Origin of the sequence: Mycobacterium sp. (genome assembly GCF_032161845.1) — a bacterium.
GTDB lineage: Bacteria > Actinomycetota > Actinomycetes > Mycobacteriales > Mycobacteriaceae > Mycobacterium.
Genome location: NZ_JAVRQA010000175.1, coordinates 1 through 15541 on the forward strand (window position 1 = coordinate 1; position 15541 = coordinate 15541).

Annotated in this window: 14 protein-coding genes; 5 read left to right on the forward strand and 9 right to left on the reverse strand. The window is 66.6% G+C overall.

Features of this window, described 5'->3' with window-relative positions:
• On the reverse strand, positions 1-611 hold a 611-nt coding region (locus tag QOD90_RS10055; protein ID WP_526349167.1), incomplete at its 3' end, for an alpha/beta hydrolase.
• Positions 612-692: 81 nt separating this feature from the next.
• Here QOD90_RS10055 and QOD90_RS10060 point away from each other — a divergent pair.
• Positions 693-1688, forward strand: coding sequence for an RNA polymerase subunit sigma-70 (locus QOD90_RS10060; RefSeq protein WP_526349169.1), 996 nt, complete (start codon positions 693-695; stop codon positions 1686-1688).
• A gap of 15 nt (positions 1689-1703) precedes the next feature.
• Here the strand turns inward: QOD90_RS10060 and QOD90_RS10065 are convergent, their stop codons facing one another.
• Both QOD90_RS10065 and QOD90_RS10070 read right to left on the reverse strand, forming a co-directional pair.
• Positions 1704-2543 carry an endonuclease domain-containing protein gene (locus QOD90_RS10065; protein ID WP_526349191.1) on the reverse strand — a complete coding sequence of 280 codons (840 nt, stop codon included), beginning with the start codon at positions 2541-2543 and terminating at the stop codon, positions 1704-1706.
• 161 nt (positions 2544-2704) lie between these two features.
• Entirely contained in the window at positions 2705-4567 is a 1863-nt protein-coding gene (locus QOD90_RS10070) for a CocE/NonD family hydrolase (protein WP_526349171.1), read from the reverse strand.
• Between the two features lie 122 nt (positions 4568-4689).
• Between QOD90_RS10070 and QOD90_RS10075 the strand changes: the two genes are divergently transcribed.
• Positions 4690-5814, forward strand: a complete 1125-nt coding sequence (locus QOD90_RS10075) for an NDMA-dependent alcohol dehydrogenase (protein WP_526349173.1) — start codon at positions 4690-4692, stop codon at positions 5812-5814.
• A 14-nt stretch (positions 5815-5828) separates the two neighbouring features.
• On the opposite strand, the gene QOD90_RS10080 is transcribed toward QOD90_RS10075, so the two are convergent.
• Both QOD90_RS10080 and QOD90_RS10085 read right to left on the reverse strand, forming a co-directional pair.
• Entirely contained in the window at positions 5829-6605 is a 777-nt protein-coding gene (locus QOD90_RS10080) for an SDR family NAD(P)-dependent oxidoreductase (protein WP_526349175.1), read from the reverse strand.
• A gap of 14 nt (positions 6606-6619) precedes the next feature.
• Positions 6620-7069, reverse strand: a complete 450-nt coding sequence (locus QOD90_RS10085; protein ID WP_526349193.1) for a MarR family winged helix-turn-helix transcriptional regulator — start codon at positions 7067-7069, stop codon at positions 6620-6622.
• 74 nt (positions 7070-7143) lie between these two features.
• Here QOD90_RS10085 and QOD90_RS10090 point away from each other — a divergent pair, with 74 nt between their 5' ends.
• On the forward strand, positions 7144-7926 hold the full coding sequence (locus QOD90_RS10090; protein WP_526349177.1) for a pirin family protein: 783 nt from the start codon (positions 7144-7146) through the stop codon (positions 7924-7926).
• A complete protein-coding gene (locus QOD90_RS10095) occupies positions 7904-9217 on the forward strand; it encodes a PQQ-dependent sugar dehydrogenase (protein WP_526349179.1) in 1314 nt (437 codons plus the stop codon). The genes QOD90_RS10090 and QOD90_RS10095 overlap by 23 nt, the downstream gene beginning before the upstream one ends.
• A 5-nt stretch (positions 9218-9222) precedes the next feature.
• Here QOD90_RS10095 and QOD90_RS10100 read toward each other — a convergent pair whose 3' ends face one another.
• Entirely contained in the window at positions 9223-9654 is a 432-nt protein-coding gene (locus tag QOD90_RS10100) for an SRPBCC family protein (RefSeq protein ID WP_526349181.1), read from the reverse strand.
• A 196-nt stretch (positions 9655-9850) separates the two neighbouring features.
• Here QOD90_RS10100 and QOD90_RS10105 point away from each other — a divergent pair, with 196 nt between their 5' ends.
• Positions 9851-10945, forward strand: a complete 1095-nt coding sequence (locus QOD90_RS10105; RefSeq protein WP_526349183.1) for a phosphodiester glycosidase family protein — start codon at positions 9851-9853, stop codon at positions 10943-10945.
• Between the two features lie 2 nt (positions 10946-10947).
• Here the strand turns inward: QOD90_RS10105 and QOD90_RS10110 are convergent, their stop codons facing one another.
• The 3 genes from QOD90_RS10110 to QOD90_RS10120 all read right to left on the reverse strand — a co-directional run.
• The gene (locus QOD90_RS10110; RefSeq protein ID WP_526349185.1) at positions 10948-13581 is read right to left on the reverse strand and encodes a hypothetical protein; all 2634 of its coding nucleotides are present in this window, start codon (positions 13579-13581) and stop codon (positions 10948-10950) included.
• Between the two features lie 318 nt (positions 13582-13899).
• Positions 13900-14598: a YoaK family protein gene (locus QOD90_RS10115; protein ID WP_526349187.1), complete on the reverse strand. Its 699-nt coding sequence runs from the start codon at positions 14596-14598 to the stop codon at positions 13900-13902.
• Between the two features lie 13 nt (positions 14599-14611).
• On the reverse strand, positions 14612-15541 hold a 930-nt coding region (locus QOD90_RS10120), incomplete at its 5' end, for a mammalian cell entry protein (protein ID WP_526349189.1).

Consider the following 15541-nt stretch of genomic DNA (forward strand, 5'->3'; position numbering starts at 1 on the left):
AGCTTGCCGTGGTGCACCAGTGGATCGGCCTCATAGGCGGCGACCACCTCGGGATCGCGTGACACTGCATCGGCGGGAAGGTTCTCGACGGGCAGCCCTGGCAGGATGCTTCCGAGCACGTTGGCCACGGCGATCATCACCGACGACACCGCATCCTGGGCGTACACCGCCGGGCCGGACAGCACCATCGCGGCGTAGTCGTCGGGGTGCTCGACGCCATAGGTGAAGACGACTCCGCCGCCCATGCTGTGACCGAGCACGACGCGCTTGAGCTCGGGATGCGCCGCGGTGGCGATGCCGACCAGGTGATGGAAGTCGTCGGTGTACTCGGAGATGTTCTTCAAATAGACGCGCTTGCCGCCGGAGCGGCCGTGTCCACGCAGGTCGAGGGCGTAGGTGAGCAGCCCCGCCTCGCCGAAGCGCTGCGCGACGTGGTCGTAGCGACGGGCATGCTCGGCATATCCGTGGCACAGGATCACCACACCCGTGGGTTCGGTATTCTGTGCCGATTCCCCGGTCGCTCCGCTCCTGCCCTCCGGAGTCCACACGTCATAGACGATGCGCACCCCGCCCACACCGTCGAAGCTGCGTTCGCTGCGGGTTGTGACCATCAGGGGAGACTAGCGGGCCGCGCTGAACGGCTCAGACGTCGATGGTGTCGCCTGTCACACGCTCTGGGTAGGCTCGCAGTCGTGAGTGTGCTTGCCGAACGCTTCGACTCGAAGGACGCCTTTCTCGCCGATGCACAGCGGTACCGGCGTGAGCTCATGGCGCACTGCTACCGCATGACGGGGTCGCTCCACGACGCCGAGGATCTGGTGCAGGAGACCTACCTGCGGGCGTGGAAGTCCTATGAGGGCTTTCAGGGGCGGTCCTCGATTCGCACTTGGCTGTACCGGATCGCGACCAACACGTGCCTGACCGCGCTCGACGGGCGCCAGCGTCGCCCGCTGCCCACGGGGCTCGGCGCGCCGAGCTCCGACCCAACGGCCGACATCGCCGATCATTCGGAGATCACCTGGCTGGAGCCGCTGCCGGACTCCCCGCAGGAGCATCCGTCGGATCCGTCGGTGATCGTGGCCTCGCGGGATTCGGTGCGCTTGGCGTTCATCGCGGCGCTGCAACATCTGTCGGCCCGCCAGCGGGCGGTCCTGGTGCTGCGTGAGGTCCTGCAATGGAAGGCCGCCGAGGTCGGCGAGGCCATCGGTGCCTCCACCGCCGCCGTCAACAGCCTGCTTCAACGGGCTCGCGCACAGCTCGAAGAGGTCAAGCCGAGCCAGGACGACGACATCGCTGCGCCGGAGTCTCCGGAGGCCCAGGACCTGCTGGCGAAGTACATCACCGCCTTCGAGACCTATGACATGGACCAGCTGGTGAAGCTGTTCACCGACGACGCCATCTTCGAGATGCCTCCGTTCGACGGGTGGTATCAGGGCCCCGCGGACATCGTCACGCTGTCCAAGGTGCACTGTCCCGCCGAGGGAGCCGGCGACATGCGGTTCGTCAGTACCACGGCCAACGGGCAGCCCGCCGCCGCGCTCTACATGCTGAATCGGGAGACGGGCGCGCACGAGGCGTTTCAGATGCACGTGCTGAGCGTCCAGCCCGGCGGGGTCTCCCACGTGGTCGCATTCCACGCGGTCGGGAACGGGCTGTTCGACAAGTTTGGGCTCGCCCCGACCCTCTAACCGCCGAGTGGCCAGTTATGCCACGCAATCGGCCAAAATGCGTGCGATAACTGGCCATTCGGCACCTGCCTGACGAAGCGCACCACACGTCCTACTGAGGATCACGTCGCGGCGATACCGCAACATGTCGGCGCTCACCCGCACGATGAGCCAGCCCCTGGCCAGCAGTTCCGCGAGCCTGTCGATGTCGTACTGATGTTGACGTGAGTCGGTCCAGTGTTGGACGCCGTCATACTCGACACCGACCTTGAACTCCTCATAGCCCATGTCGATGCGCCACGTGTCGACCTTGATCTGAGTGGTCGGCCGCGGCAGCCCACCGTCGATGAGCACCAACCGCGTTCTCGTCTCCTGGGGTGACTCGGCACCGCCGTCCATCAGTCCGACCACCTCCCGCAACTGGGTGATCCCTCGCACCCCGGGGTGTCGCTCGACGAGCCCGTCCACCGAGGCCCGCTGAAGACCCGTCGCGTTCGCCAATGCGTCGACGCGCACCACGGCCAAGGTGCGCCCGCGTCGGCGTCCGAGGTCGAAGGCCGTGCGGGGCGGAGTCGATACGGACATTCCGCCAACAAATTGGAGCTCATCGTCGAAGAGCGCGTCTCGGTGGATGAGAATGCCCTCGACGGGCTTGCCATTGCGGCGGTACACCTCGGCGGGCAGGCTCGGGTCGATCCACTTCGCGCCGTGAACCGCCGCCGCAGACAACCCCACGAGTGTCGACTGCCTGCCAGCCCACAACCATGCTGCGGCAGCTCGTTTCGCTGCGGTCATCTCGCAACCCCTCGGCGCGTAGACGTTTCGGTAGACGCGGTCGTATCGGCTGTGAAGACCACGCAGGGTTACGTCTCCCATGGCCAGCGCCTCGGTACCGAGGAACGGCCAGTCGGCAATCGTCACTAGCCCACGATGCAACGAAAACAGCCGCCGCCGCCCGACTCATCCACAGGCACGAGTGGCCACTTATGCCACGCAAAACCCAGAAATGCGTGCGATAACTGGCCACTCGGCGGGGGCTAACCCGAAGGAATCACGGGCAGCGTGACGCTCGACGGGTGGGCGGCGTCGTGCAGGATCGTCTGCGTGGCCACCACGGTGTCGGTGCTCTGGCCGAACGGCTCGCCGGTGTTGGGGTTGGGCGCAAACTGTGGGTAGTCGCTGCTGGAGATCTCCAACCCGATGCGATCGCCAGCCCGATACTCGTAACTCGTTGGCCAGACCTGGATTTGGTAGGCGACCGGCTGGTTGGGGGTGGTTGGCGTCGGATTCGACAGCGAGTCGCGGAACGATGTCCGCAGGATCCCGTTGTTCAAGTTGATTATCTCGCCGTCGGGCTTGACGACGGTCAGCTTGGCGGTGAAATCCGTGTCCCGAGCTGACGACTGTGCCCAGAGATTCACCCTCGTCGATCCGGTGACCTCGGTGTCGTTGGGCAACGGCGCACTGCGGTAGACGAGGACGTCGGAGCGCTGCTCGACGGGCGTCTGGTCGTAGGGTCCCTGCGGGCCGGATTGGGCTCCGCAGCAGGAATGGCCGCCGAGGCTCGGCGCGGGGAAGCGCGGATCGTAGGTGTAGACGTCGGATGCATCGGCGGCGAGTGGAGCCTCGACGAGCTGCCCCTGGCGGTCGGCGCCACCCCGCCCGGATAGGTAGTACGTCGTCGGTTTCGTCTGCGGCAGTGGCCAGCTCGACGCCGTCTTCCAGACGTTGGCACCCATCAGGAAGTAGTCCACCCGAGGCGTGTCCGCCCATTCCTTGCCGTCGGCTCCCTTCTTCGAGCCCTTCAGGAAGTGGTCATACCAGTCGAGCATCACATTGTTGATGGGGCTGTCGGCGACGGCGCCGATCGCCTTGAGCATCGGCGCCGGCTCCGAATCCGTTCTGCCCCAGTCGACGTGATCCCACGGCCCGATCACCAGGCGCTGGTTCGCCCTGGCGTCCTCGTTGGCACCGTTGGCCACCATCCCCGCGAAGTTCTCCACCCCGCCGGCCAGGAAGGCGTCGAACCAGCCCTCGAAGTGGAGCACGGGTACGCCGACGGACGCATAGCGGTCGCGGATGCTGAACTGCCGCCAGAAGTCGTCGCGCGTCGAGTGGCGGATCCAGTCGAAGTACCACGGCGCCACCGCGGGGTTGCCCGGCTGCATGGGCGGCAGGTCCTTGAACGGGCGGAAGTTCAGCCAGCGGGTGGGATCCTGTGTGGCAGCGGCGAGTTCGTGGACCGTTGCCGCATCGTTGCGGTTCTCCGCAGCGGTGGTGGCAATGGACTCCATGGCCCACGGCAGCACGAAGGCGAGGCGAAACTCGCCACCCTCGTAGGTCCAGCCGTCGTAGTAGTCCGATGCGGTGTTCGCAGGCACGATCGTGACGAGGTGAGGCGGGGCCGTGACGGCGGCCAGCCATTGCGTCGCACCAACATAGGACGAGCCGTACATACCGACCTTGCCGTTGGACCCGGGCAGTGCCGCCGCCCATTCGACGGAGTCGTAGCCATCGGCTTGGTCGTGGGTGAACTCGCTGAACGTGCCTGCGGACGCACCCTGGCCCCGAATGTCCTGCACGACGACCAGGTAGCAGTGCGACGCGAACCAGTCCGGTGCCTGGTAGCGGGAGCCCGCCTGCGCGCCGCTCTTGCCGTACTGGGTGCGCATCAGGATCACCGGAACGGGGTCGGAGGTTTGCGGTCGGTAGACGTCCGCGCGCAAGACGGTGCCGTCCCGCATGGTCGCGGGTACGTCGCTCTGCTTGGCCACTGCGCAGGGTCCGCGGCCCGCGTCGGGCGGCCATGGCCCGGCCGCCGGCTGGTCTGCCGTGCACCCACCGAGAGTCAAAGCCACCGCGGCAACGACGGCGGCCACCCGCACCGCGACGGAAGGCACGTGATCACGCTAACCCCCAGCTCCTGGGCTCGCTTGCCGGGACGAGACCTCATAGTGCGGTGTCGCCCCAGTTGGGAGCCGCTATTGGCATCAGTTCTGGAACGTGTTCTATGATCGCGGCCATGAAGACCAAGGGCGCTCTGCTGTGGGAACTGAATACGCCGTTCAAGGTTGACGAGATCGAGCTGGGCGACCCCGTGGCCAACGAGGTCCAGATTCGTGTGCACGCGGCGGGCATGTGCCACTCCGACTACCACCTGACCACCGGCGCGACTCCGATCGCGCTGCCCGCGCTCGGCGGTCACGAGGGCGCCGGCGTCGTCACCAAGGTCGGCAAGGGTGTCACCAGCGTCGAGGAGGGTGACCACGTCATCCTCGCCTTCATCCCCGCCTGTGGAAGCTGTCCGCCGTGCCTCAAGGGGCTGCGCTCGCTGTGTGACCGCGGCGCGGTACTGCTCGGCGGCAAGGCCATCGCCGACGGCACCAATCGCGTGCACGCCGGCTCCCACGAGGTGTCGCCGATGAACCTGCTCGGCACGTTCGCGCCCTATATGACGGTGCACGAGGACTCGGTCGTCAAGATCGACAGCGACGTCCCCTTCGAGACCGCGGCCATCATGGGCTGTGCGGTGCCAACGGGTTTCGGCTCGGCCACCAACGTCGCCGACGTGCAGCCGGGTGAGACGGTCGCGATCATCGGCGTCGGCGGCATCGGCATGAGTGCGCTGCAGGGCGCGGTCGTCTCCGGCGCGCGGCACGTCATCGCGATCGACCCCAACGAGTGGAAGCGCGAGCAGGCCATCAAGTTCGGCGCCACCCACGTCTATCCGTCGATGGCGGAGGCGATCGGGCCGATGATCGACGTCACCCACGGACTGATGGCCGACAAGACGATCATCACGGTCGGCGAGATGCGCGGCGAATACCTCGAGGAGGCGATGATCCTGACCGCCAAGGCAGGCACCTGCGTGGTGACGGGCATGGGTTCGATGATGGACGCCGACGTGAAGCTGAACCTCTTCCTCTTCACGATGTTGCAGAAGACGTTGAAGGGCAACATCTTCGGCGGTGGCAACTCACACGTCGAGACGCCGAAGCTCGTCGGCCTCTACAAGGCAGGCCTGTTGAACATCGACGAGATGGTGACCAACACCTACTCGTTGGAGAACATCAACGACGGCTACCAGGACATGCTGGACGGCAAGAACATTCGAGGCGTCATCACGTTCGACGAAAGGGACTGGTAGGCCCCGGCCGAGGTTTACTTGGGGGGCATTCGGATGCCACCGTCGACGCGGACGACCTCGGCGTTCATGTACGAGTTGGTGATCAATTCGATCACCATCGAGGCCAGCTCCTCTGGCTTGCCGAGGCGGTGCGGGAACAGCACGGACTCGCCGAGCTTGGCCTTGAAGGCCTCCGAGCCCTCGCCCTCGCCGTAGATCGGGGTGTCGATCAGACCAGGCGCCACGGTGTTGACGCGGATGCCGGAGGCGGACAGATCGCGGGCGACTGGCAGGGTCAGGCCGACGACGCCGCCCTTGGACGACGAGTAGGCGGCCTGCCCGATCTGGCCGTCGAACGCCGCCACGCTGGTCATGTTGACGATCGCCCCCCGCTCACCGGTGGCGGTGGGCTCGTTGCGGCTCATCGCGGTCGCGGCCAGCCGAATGCAGTCGAACGTGCCGACCAGGTTGATGGCGAGCACCTTCTTGTAGACGTCGAGATTGTGCGCCGAGGCGAATTCGCCGTCCTTGCCGATGGTGCGCTGAGCCCACCCGATACCCGCCGAGTTCACCAGCGCCCGCAGCGGGCCGAGGTCGGTGGCCGTGTTGACCGCGTCTTCGATCTGTTCGGTATTGGTCACGTCCACGCTGACGAATACACCACCGATCTCGTGCGCGAGTTCCTGCCCGCGCTCCGCCTGCAGGTCGGCGACGACGACGCGCGCTCCCTTGGCAGCCAACTGGCGGGCCGATGCCGCCCCGATACCCGACGCGCCACCAGTGACGATTGCGCTAGCTCCGTTGATGTCCACGACAGACAGACTAATCAGCGCTCCCGCAGCCGCTCGAGGATTCGCGACGTCCACCGGTCCAACGCACGGAGCTCGGCGGGCGCGACACCGTCGAAGACGACCTGGCGCACCAGGTCGACGTGCCCCTGCGCGGCTGATTCCAGGGCTGCCCGCCCATCTTCCGTCAACTCGACGGTGGCACCCCTGCGGTCGTCGTCGACCCCCCGACGGGTGACGAGCCCGCGCGATCGCATCCGCCTGAGCTGGTGGGACAGCCGGCTCTGCTCCCAACCCAACCGCTCACCCAGCTCGTTGACCCGGCAGGTGTCGCGCTCCTCGAGGGCGACGAGCACGTCGTAGTCGACGAGGGAGAGTCCGCAGTCGCGCTGCAGCTGCCGGTTCATCTCGATCTGCAGTCCAGCGCTCACCGCCAGGTAGTTGCGCCACACCCGCTGCTGGTCTTCGGAGAGCCACATGGAATATATGACACATCATCTAAGTTGTCGTGTCCAGTGACAGCCACCTAGGCTGGCCCTGATCTCGCAAGGAGTTCTCCGCCATGACCACGACCGACCCCGCGACCGCGACCGATGGTGTCGACATCCGGCGCGCAGCAGACCGCGCCGCCACCAAGATCTCCTGGCTGGACTCGAAGCACTCGTTCTCGTTCGGAGGCAACTACGATCCCGCGAACACCCACCACGGGCTTCTGCTGGTCAACAACGACGACACGGTCAAGGCGGCCGCAGGCTTTGAAACCCATCCGCACCGCGACATGGAGATCGTCACCTGGGTGCTGCGCGGATCACTGGTGCACCAGGACTCGACGGGCCACTCCGGTGTCATCTATCCCGGTCTGGCGCAACGAATGTCAGCGGGCCGCGGCATTCTGCACTCCGAGAAGAACGACTCGTGGACGCTCACCGGCGATGCCACTCACGCCGATCCCGTGCACTTCGTCCAGATGTGGGTCGTGCCCGACGAGGCAGGCATCACCCCCGGCTATCAGCAGCTCGAGATCGACGACGAGTCGCTGAGCGGCAAGTTGGTGACCATCGCGTCCGGCATGCCCGAGTACGCCGACGACGCCGCCATCAGCATCAGCAACAAGTACGCGGCCCTACGTGGCGCCCGGCTGCAACCCGGTGACACCGTCGAGTTGCCGCAGGCGCCCTACCTGCACCTGTTCGTCCCGCGCGGCGAGGTCGTGCTGGAAGGCGCGGGCCCGCTGCACGAAGGCGACGCCGTGCGCTTCACGGCATCTGGCGGACAGCGGATCACCGCGACCGAACCATCCGAAATCCTGGTCTGGGAGATGCATGCGAGCTTGGCCGCAGCGTAAACGACGTACGACGTCGACGGCCGTCGGATTGATCGGCGTTCTTCTACTGGCGGGGTGCTCATCGAGCACCCCGCCAGCGTCGGACTCCACCGCAGCCACCGCGGCCAGTGAGGCCGGTCTCGCCGAGGTGACGGTTCAGGTCCCCGACGACTTCGCCGCCGCACCGTTCGACGAGCCCCGAAAGGCCGTGGTGCCCAAGGGGTGGACGCTGTCGGTGTGGAAGCGGGTGCCGAAGCCACGGCTCGAGGTCTGGGCGCCCGACGGTGCGCTGATCGTGTCGATCCCGAGCGCGGGTCAGGTGATCCGCCTGCAGCCATCCGGCCTCGGCCCGCAGATGCAGCTGGTCGTCAACGGCATGAACCAGCCGCACGGCCTGGCATTCGCCGGCTCGACGCTCTACGTCGCCGAGAGCGACGAGATCGTCGCGTTCGACTACGCCGACGGTGTCGTGCACAATCCGCGCACCGTCGCCTCGGGCCTCCCCGACGCGGGCAGCCCCGAGTTGGGCGGCGCCTACTCGCACGCACTGAAGAGCGTTGCCGTGGGACCCGATGGCGCCGTGTACTTCTCGATCGGATCCACCGGCAACGTGTCCGCCGAGGACCGCACCGCCACCCCGCAGCGGGCCACCATCATGCGGATCCCGCCGGGCGGTGGGCCCTACGCCCCGTTCGCTACCGGTGTCCGCAACGGCACGGGTCTGGCGGTCGCTCCCGACGGCGCGGTGTGGACCGCGGTCAACAACCGCGACAACGTCGAGGTTCCCGACCAAGGCCCGTCCTACGGTCAGGTGGTGCCCGGCTACGTCAACGACCATCCGCCCGAGTCCGTCGCGAAGGTGACCCCGGGACGCGAATTGGGTTGGCCTTATTGCAATCCCGACGGAGGTCCGGCGAAGCTGCCGCTCATCCGAGACGTCCAGACAAACGCCGACGGCGCGAAACTCGATTGCGCGGCCCTGCCGCCCATCGAGCAGAGCCTCGGCGCGCACGCCGCGCCGCTGGGCATGGCCTTCACCGACGGTGTGCTGCCAGGGCCGTACGGCCGCGGCGCACTGGTCGGGGTACACGGGTCGTGGAACCGTGAGCCACCCCGTGCCCCCGAGGTGTCGTTCTTCCCGTGGGAGAACGGCGGTCTCGGTGATCAGCAGACGCTCGTCGGCGGCTTTCAGTCCGAGGACGGATCACGCTGGGGCAGACCGGTCGCAGCCACGGTCGGTCCCGACGGTGCCGTCTACATCACCGACGACGCCGCCGACGCCATCTACCGGCTGGCACCGCCAGGCCGGTAGGCCACCTACAGCCCGTTGAGCACCGACGACATCTGCTTCTCGGTGTCGTTGGCGAGCTTCTCGAAGACGATCTTCATCGCCGGGCTCAGGAGCTTGGCCGCGCCCTTCATCTCGAGGTCGGCCCGATAGGTGATCACCGAGCCCGCGCCCGACGCGTCCACCGTGATGGTGTCCACGGACGTCGACGAATCGTTCTTGCCGACGAAGACCAGGGTGCGGTTGCTCAGCTGGTTCAGCGTGTAGGTCAGTTCCGCGGTCACGCCGACGATCTTGGAGACGTTGTGCCACGTCGCGCCCACCTCGATGGGCCCGTCGCCCTCCCGCGTGCAGGACTGAGTGCCCGGATCCCATTCCTCGGCATTGCCGAAGTCCTTGAGATAGTCGATCACGCGATCGGGCGTTGGGGTGACGGCGAAGGTTCGCGAAACGGAAGGCATGCGGGGGTAGATACCCCGCCGCCGAGCAGTTCACTCGCGACCACTCGAAGAGGTTGCCAACGGCGCTCCCGCAAACGCATTCCACGGCAGGCCGATTCGGTCGATGCGCAATCGTGATGGCGGTGTGATCAAAGTCGACTGTGGGTCAGCTGTGATTGGAGTGACCTGCCTTCGACCTTGTTGCAGCAACTTCCCGATGGAGCCTCCCGTGCCCGGTACCGCACCGAACCTCCGGCGGTTCGCCGCCTCGGCGACGACGCTGGCGCTCGGCGCGGTGTTGGCCACGATGGCGGTCGCCCCCGCTGCGCACGCGGCCGACGGCCGTGAATTGCTCGCGGCCGCGATCACCAATACCCGCGGTTCCTACCTCGTCTACAACTTCGGTGGCAACAACCCCGCCCCGATGCTCAATGCCGGCGGCAGCTGGTATGAGATGGGCAGCGGCGGGCACCTGATGATCATCAAGTCCGCAACGCAGCGGCTCACCCCACGCCTACTCGTCGACTCCCACCGCGGCTATCAGGCTCGCTGCGAGTCCACGCCCGGTGCCCGCACCAGCGAGGGCCTCCTGCAGGCATCCGAGACGTTCACTCCCATTCAAGCCTGGCAGGCGCTCGGCAAGCCGACGATTGCGATCAACGCCAACTTCTTCGACGTGCGCGGCCAAAAAGGCGGCTCCTGGAAGTCGACGGGCTGTAGCTCACCCCTTGGCGCGTACTTCGACAACACCCGTGGCGGCGGGCCGGCCAATCCGGCGGTGACCGGCACCCTCGCCTACGCGGGCAAGCAGGCCCTGTCGGGTGGCGACGAGGTCTGGACGGCGTTGACCACGATGATCCTTCCGGTCGGTGGCGCGCCCTTCGTCGTATCCCCCAGGGCGCCCAACGACTACGACGCGGCCACCCCCATCATCAAGGATCTGACGGACAAGGGCACCCGCTTCGTCGCGGTGAGTGGTCTCGGCCTGTTGGCCCCTGGCGACACGGGACAGATGAACGACGGCGGCCCAAGCGCGGCCCGCACGGCGATCGGTTACGCCCGCGATCGCGACGAGATGTACGTCTTCCAGGGTGGCAGTTACACGCCCGACCAGATCCAGGACCTGTTCCGCGGGCTCGGTAGCGACTCGGCCATCCTGATGGACGGTGGCGGTTCCTCGGCGATCGTGCTGCGCCGCGACACCGGTGGCATGTGGGCGGGCGCAGGCGTGCCGAAGGGATCCTGCGACACGATGCAGGTGCTGTGTGACTCCCGCGAGCGTGCCCTACCGAGCTGGCTCGCCTTCAGCTGACCTCAGGCCGCCTTGTCCGACGCGGTGTGCTCGGAAGTGTCAGTGGTCGACGTGCCTGCCGGTTCGTTGACCTTGTCGCCGGTCTTCCCCGGCTTGTCGGCTGACTTGTCACCCTTGGGTGAGAAGTCGTTGGCGGTGTCGCGGGTCTCGTTGGTGGTCGGCTTGGCGTGCTTCGGCGGCTTCTTGGTACTCGCGTCCGATGCCGAGTCGTCCGCGCCCGGTTCCGCGTCGGTGTCGGGCCTGGCGTGCTTGGGGCCCGCCGTCTGATCGCCGGTCACCGACGCTGAATCACCCTCTGGCTTGGCATGTTTGGGGCTCTTCGCCGGCTTCGCATCGCCACCAGCGGCCGGAGTGTCTTCGTCGGCGGGCGTCTGGACCTCCGCGGCGGCAGGCGTCGTCTCGCTCGCGGGTGGCGTCTGTTCGGGCCCAACCGGGGCCGTCTCGGCCACGATCGGCGTCTTGTCCGCGACGACCGCGCTCTGCTCGGTCGGCGAATCCTTCACCACGGAGCCGTCTTTCGCCTCATCCGGGTCACCCGTCGTGGACTCCTCCACCGACGCGATGCTCAGCAGTCGGGCGTTGGTGGACGGCACGCTCGCCGCCGAGGTCTTCGACAGTGCGGTCACTGGCGTTGGGGCGGCCAGTGCCGTGGGGGCGCCGAGGTTGAGTCCACCGAGCAGACCGCCGATGACATTCGTCAGCAGGCCCGTGATCGCGTCGAACGGATTCGTCGCACCCGTGCCGGCGCCCGCGCCTGGAGTGGTGGTGCCCGTCGTCAGGCCGGACAACCCGCCGCCGGCCAGCAGGCTGAGCAGGCTGGCGAGCGCATTGGGGGTGTTCGCCGTCGGGTTGGGACCCAGCTCCTTCTGGAATCCGCCGATCAACGCGTTGAAGGTGTCCCCGAGCGCCTTGCCATAGTCGATGTTGGGGAAGGTCAGGAACGGCGTCTCGATGCCGGCTTGGGAGAAGTCGCGGGTGTAGCCGTTCGCCTGATCCACGTTGGCGTAGCCGATGTTGGTGAGGATGGTCAGTGCGGGCGCCAGCGCGTTGGCCAGTCGCATCGGTATCTGCGCCAACGGGCTCAGCCCGACGATGTTCAGAAGGTCCGACGCGAGGTACAGCGGTTCCAGCATCGGCAGCGTCGCCGAGTCCAACGTCAGATACAGGTTGAGCGCCAACGGCTTTCCGCCGAGCACGTTCGCGACGACGTTGGCGAGCTGCGGGGTGAGTTGCTCGGTGAGGCCGGCCAGCTGCAGGCCCCGCAGCATGTAGGTCGGCGCCAGGGCCGCCGTCAGATTGTTGGCCAGCGAGAAGGGGTTGGGCCACGACGCCAGGTCGGACAACGGTTGATATTCGTACGTCGCGTCGATGAGGACCGGCAACACGTTCGCGCCACCGAGGTGCAGGCCGGTGGTGCCGAGCGGCAGCCCGCCCTCGCCCGTCAACTCGGTGTGCGGGTTGACCGCGTCGAGGCCAAGGAGTTTGGCGGCGGCGGCAAAGCTGGCGGTGAGGCCACCCTGGGGGCGGGCCGGGTTGTTGAGCAGGATCATCGGCAGCACGGTCAGGCTGCCGAGCAACGGGTTCAGCTCGCTGGTGAGGGCTTCGTAATTCGTGCCGCCCGGCTGGTTGGCGAGGTCGTCGACCACCTGCTTGTAGGCCATCGCGGTGGCGAAGGCGCCGAAGCCGATGCCGATGGTGGGGGTGACACGGAGGTGGAGCACGTCGGGTAGAGCGCTGGTGATCGGCGTGATGAGGTTGCCGAGGGACGTGATGATGTTTCCGACGACAGCACTGAGGTCGACGCCAGGCAGCGGGAGGGGAATGCCCAATCCGCCGAGGATGTCGCCGAGCGCGTCGAGGTGGAGCAGGTCCAGCGTGTCGTTGTCGACCGCGTCCTGCAGCTTTCCGATGAGCAGTTGGATCACACCGTTGACGCCGAGTTTCAGGTACTCGGAGTCGTTGATTTCGTTCGCCACCGAGTTGGGCAGCCCGGGCACCCACCCAAGGTCCACGCCGAGCATCTTCAGCAGCGCGAAGGGTGCACCTGGCGTGATGAGGTTGATTCCGGGAACCGCGAGATTCGACAGGTTCAACGGATTGGACAGGTCGAGGCCAAGCAGCGCCAGCAGCCCAGTCAGCGTGCCGTCCGTGATGTCGTCGACTCCGAGCAGCTTGAGCACATTCGCGAGCAGTGCCTGGTCGCCGCCGGTCAGCTGATCCAGCACGGTGTTGAGGACGGGGATGTCGAGCGAGATGGCAGCCAGGATGTCGGGCACCAGATTGGCGGGAATGTTCGTGAGCAGCTTGTCGACGAGGCTCTTCGGGTCGACCCCCGCCGCCTGCGCGAGCGCCGTCAAGCTGACGCCGTTGACGATGGCCCTGCTCAGCTGGTCCAGGAACGTCTGGTTGAAGTTGTAGACGACCGTGCCGAGGCCGCCGGTGATGTCGGGCACCTTGTCATGGGTTGGCAGCAACTGAATGGCAGCGGCCAGATCCACGCTCTCGGCGACGACCCGCTTGGCTGGATCGGGTGGCGGCTCGACACCGACCGTCAGAGCCGTGGCCGTCGCTGTGGCGGCGCTGACCAACGCCACGCTGAAGCGTCGTCGACTTCTGGTGCGGTGCATACCTGCCATCTGACCTGTCCTTTCAAGGCACACGTGTCCTGCGCCACAGCACGGTAACACTTACGCAGGCGGCAATACCGAAATTGCTGAGTGGATTATTGGCTTGGCCCCTTGCCGAATCAACGGAGGGAATTGACCCTCTCAACAGCAGGTATGCCAATTGACGGTAACGAACATTTCTCCGTTTGGTGGCAACTAAGGCCGACTAGACAAAGCCACATCTGCCAATGGCACCTGGTGCGAAATTTGCCAAAACTGGGAGAGCTGACACATTTTTGGGTGACCGACCGGCGCGGCCGAATCCATGCCTTGGCTGCGCGCGCGGTGTCAGGCTAATTGTTCGGACGAAGCGTCCCCGGCCGGACCGAAGACGAAGATCGCCGCACTGGTCGCGACCGCCGCCGACGCGATGGCCAGCACGGGCGCCACGGTCCACAACGTCAACGTCGCACCGAGTACGGCGCCGGCACACATGGTCAGGACGACGCCGTAGCGCAACTTCTCCCGCTGCCCCGTCCCGCCGGCGAGCCTGCTGTCGAATCCTATGCCGACGATGGTCTGCGTCAGCACCGTCGTACTGAGTTCCTGCACACCGAACTGCCGCGCTGTCGCGTTCTGGGCGCCGAAGACGATGGCAAGCCCGGCGATGAGGGTCAGTCGTCCGGCACCGTAGTACGGCAGCACCCCGGTCCCGGCTAGCACCGAAAGGGTGGCTAGGCCAACGACTTCGAGGCCCAGCGCCACGGCGAGCCAGCGGCGGACCTTCGCATCGAGATGGCGGGCCAGCCTGCCGCCGAGCACCGCCCCTGCCACGAAGCTGGCGAACGCCACGACCGCGGCGCTCATGTCGACGCCGGAGCCGGGAACGAGCCAGAAGCCGAGGAAGATGACGTTGCCGGTCATGTTTGCCACGAATACGTGTCCGAGCACCAGCACACTGACGGCATCGATCAGCCCCGTCGCGAACGTCAGCAGCAGCAGCGCGGTGACCGTGAGCCGGGGGGAGACGGGAGATTGGATGGCCATCACAGCCCAGGTGCTACAGGCGGGGGGTCAGGTCTAGCTTCGTGACGGCAACCATCTGCGTGATCAACCAGTGGCTGCCCTGAGGTTTCATGGTCAGCCGGTAGGAGAGGTAGCGCAGGGACGGAATGCCCTTGGTGACGGGACTGGTGGCCACCGAGTTGGTGTACACGATCGCGGTCGCCTCCGTCGGCGTGAGCGATTCGACCGCCGCGCCGAGAACCTGGGTGTTGTTGGTGACCTGAGCCTGCTTGTTCGGGGCGACGATCGCATCGATGTAGCGCTTGTACTCGGTCGCGAAGTCGCCACCGAGGTACTTGGCGGACCTCTCCGGCAGCTTGTCCATGTCGTCGGGCGTGTAGGTCCACAGCGTGGTGATCGCGCTGGCGGCGGTCTCGGCGATGACGAACTTGGTGTGCACTGCGGCGCGGTCGGTCAGGTAGGGCTGAATCGTGGCGCCCGCGAACGCGGCAGCGGCGACGAACAACACCCCTGCGGCGACGGCGGCGATCTTGAGTGCGCGCCCCGCCGGCCGGTGCGGAACGAGGACGACCTCGGGTTCTTCGGCCTCTTCGACCTCTTCGGCCTCCTCGACGGCTTCCGTCGCGGGCACCTCGGCGGCAACTTCCTCCGCAGGTTCCGGCACGGGAACCTCGCCAATGGTCTTGTCGCGCTTCCACGGCAGGCGACGACGAGGCTTCGACTCGGCGACGACCACGGCCTCGGTGGTCTCGGCGGACGGTTCGGCGAGCTCGGGGGCCGCTACGTCTGCCGCCGGCTCGGTGGCTTCGTCCGCTGCCGCGTCGTCCGACTGTCCGACCTGTTGCGCCTTCTGCCGCGGCAACCGGTGGCGGTTGCGCGCCGCCTTCCCCTGCGGAACTGAGACGGTGGCAGCGTCGGCGTTCAGATCACTTGAATCAGCTGACTGATCTTCCACTGCTGTCCC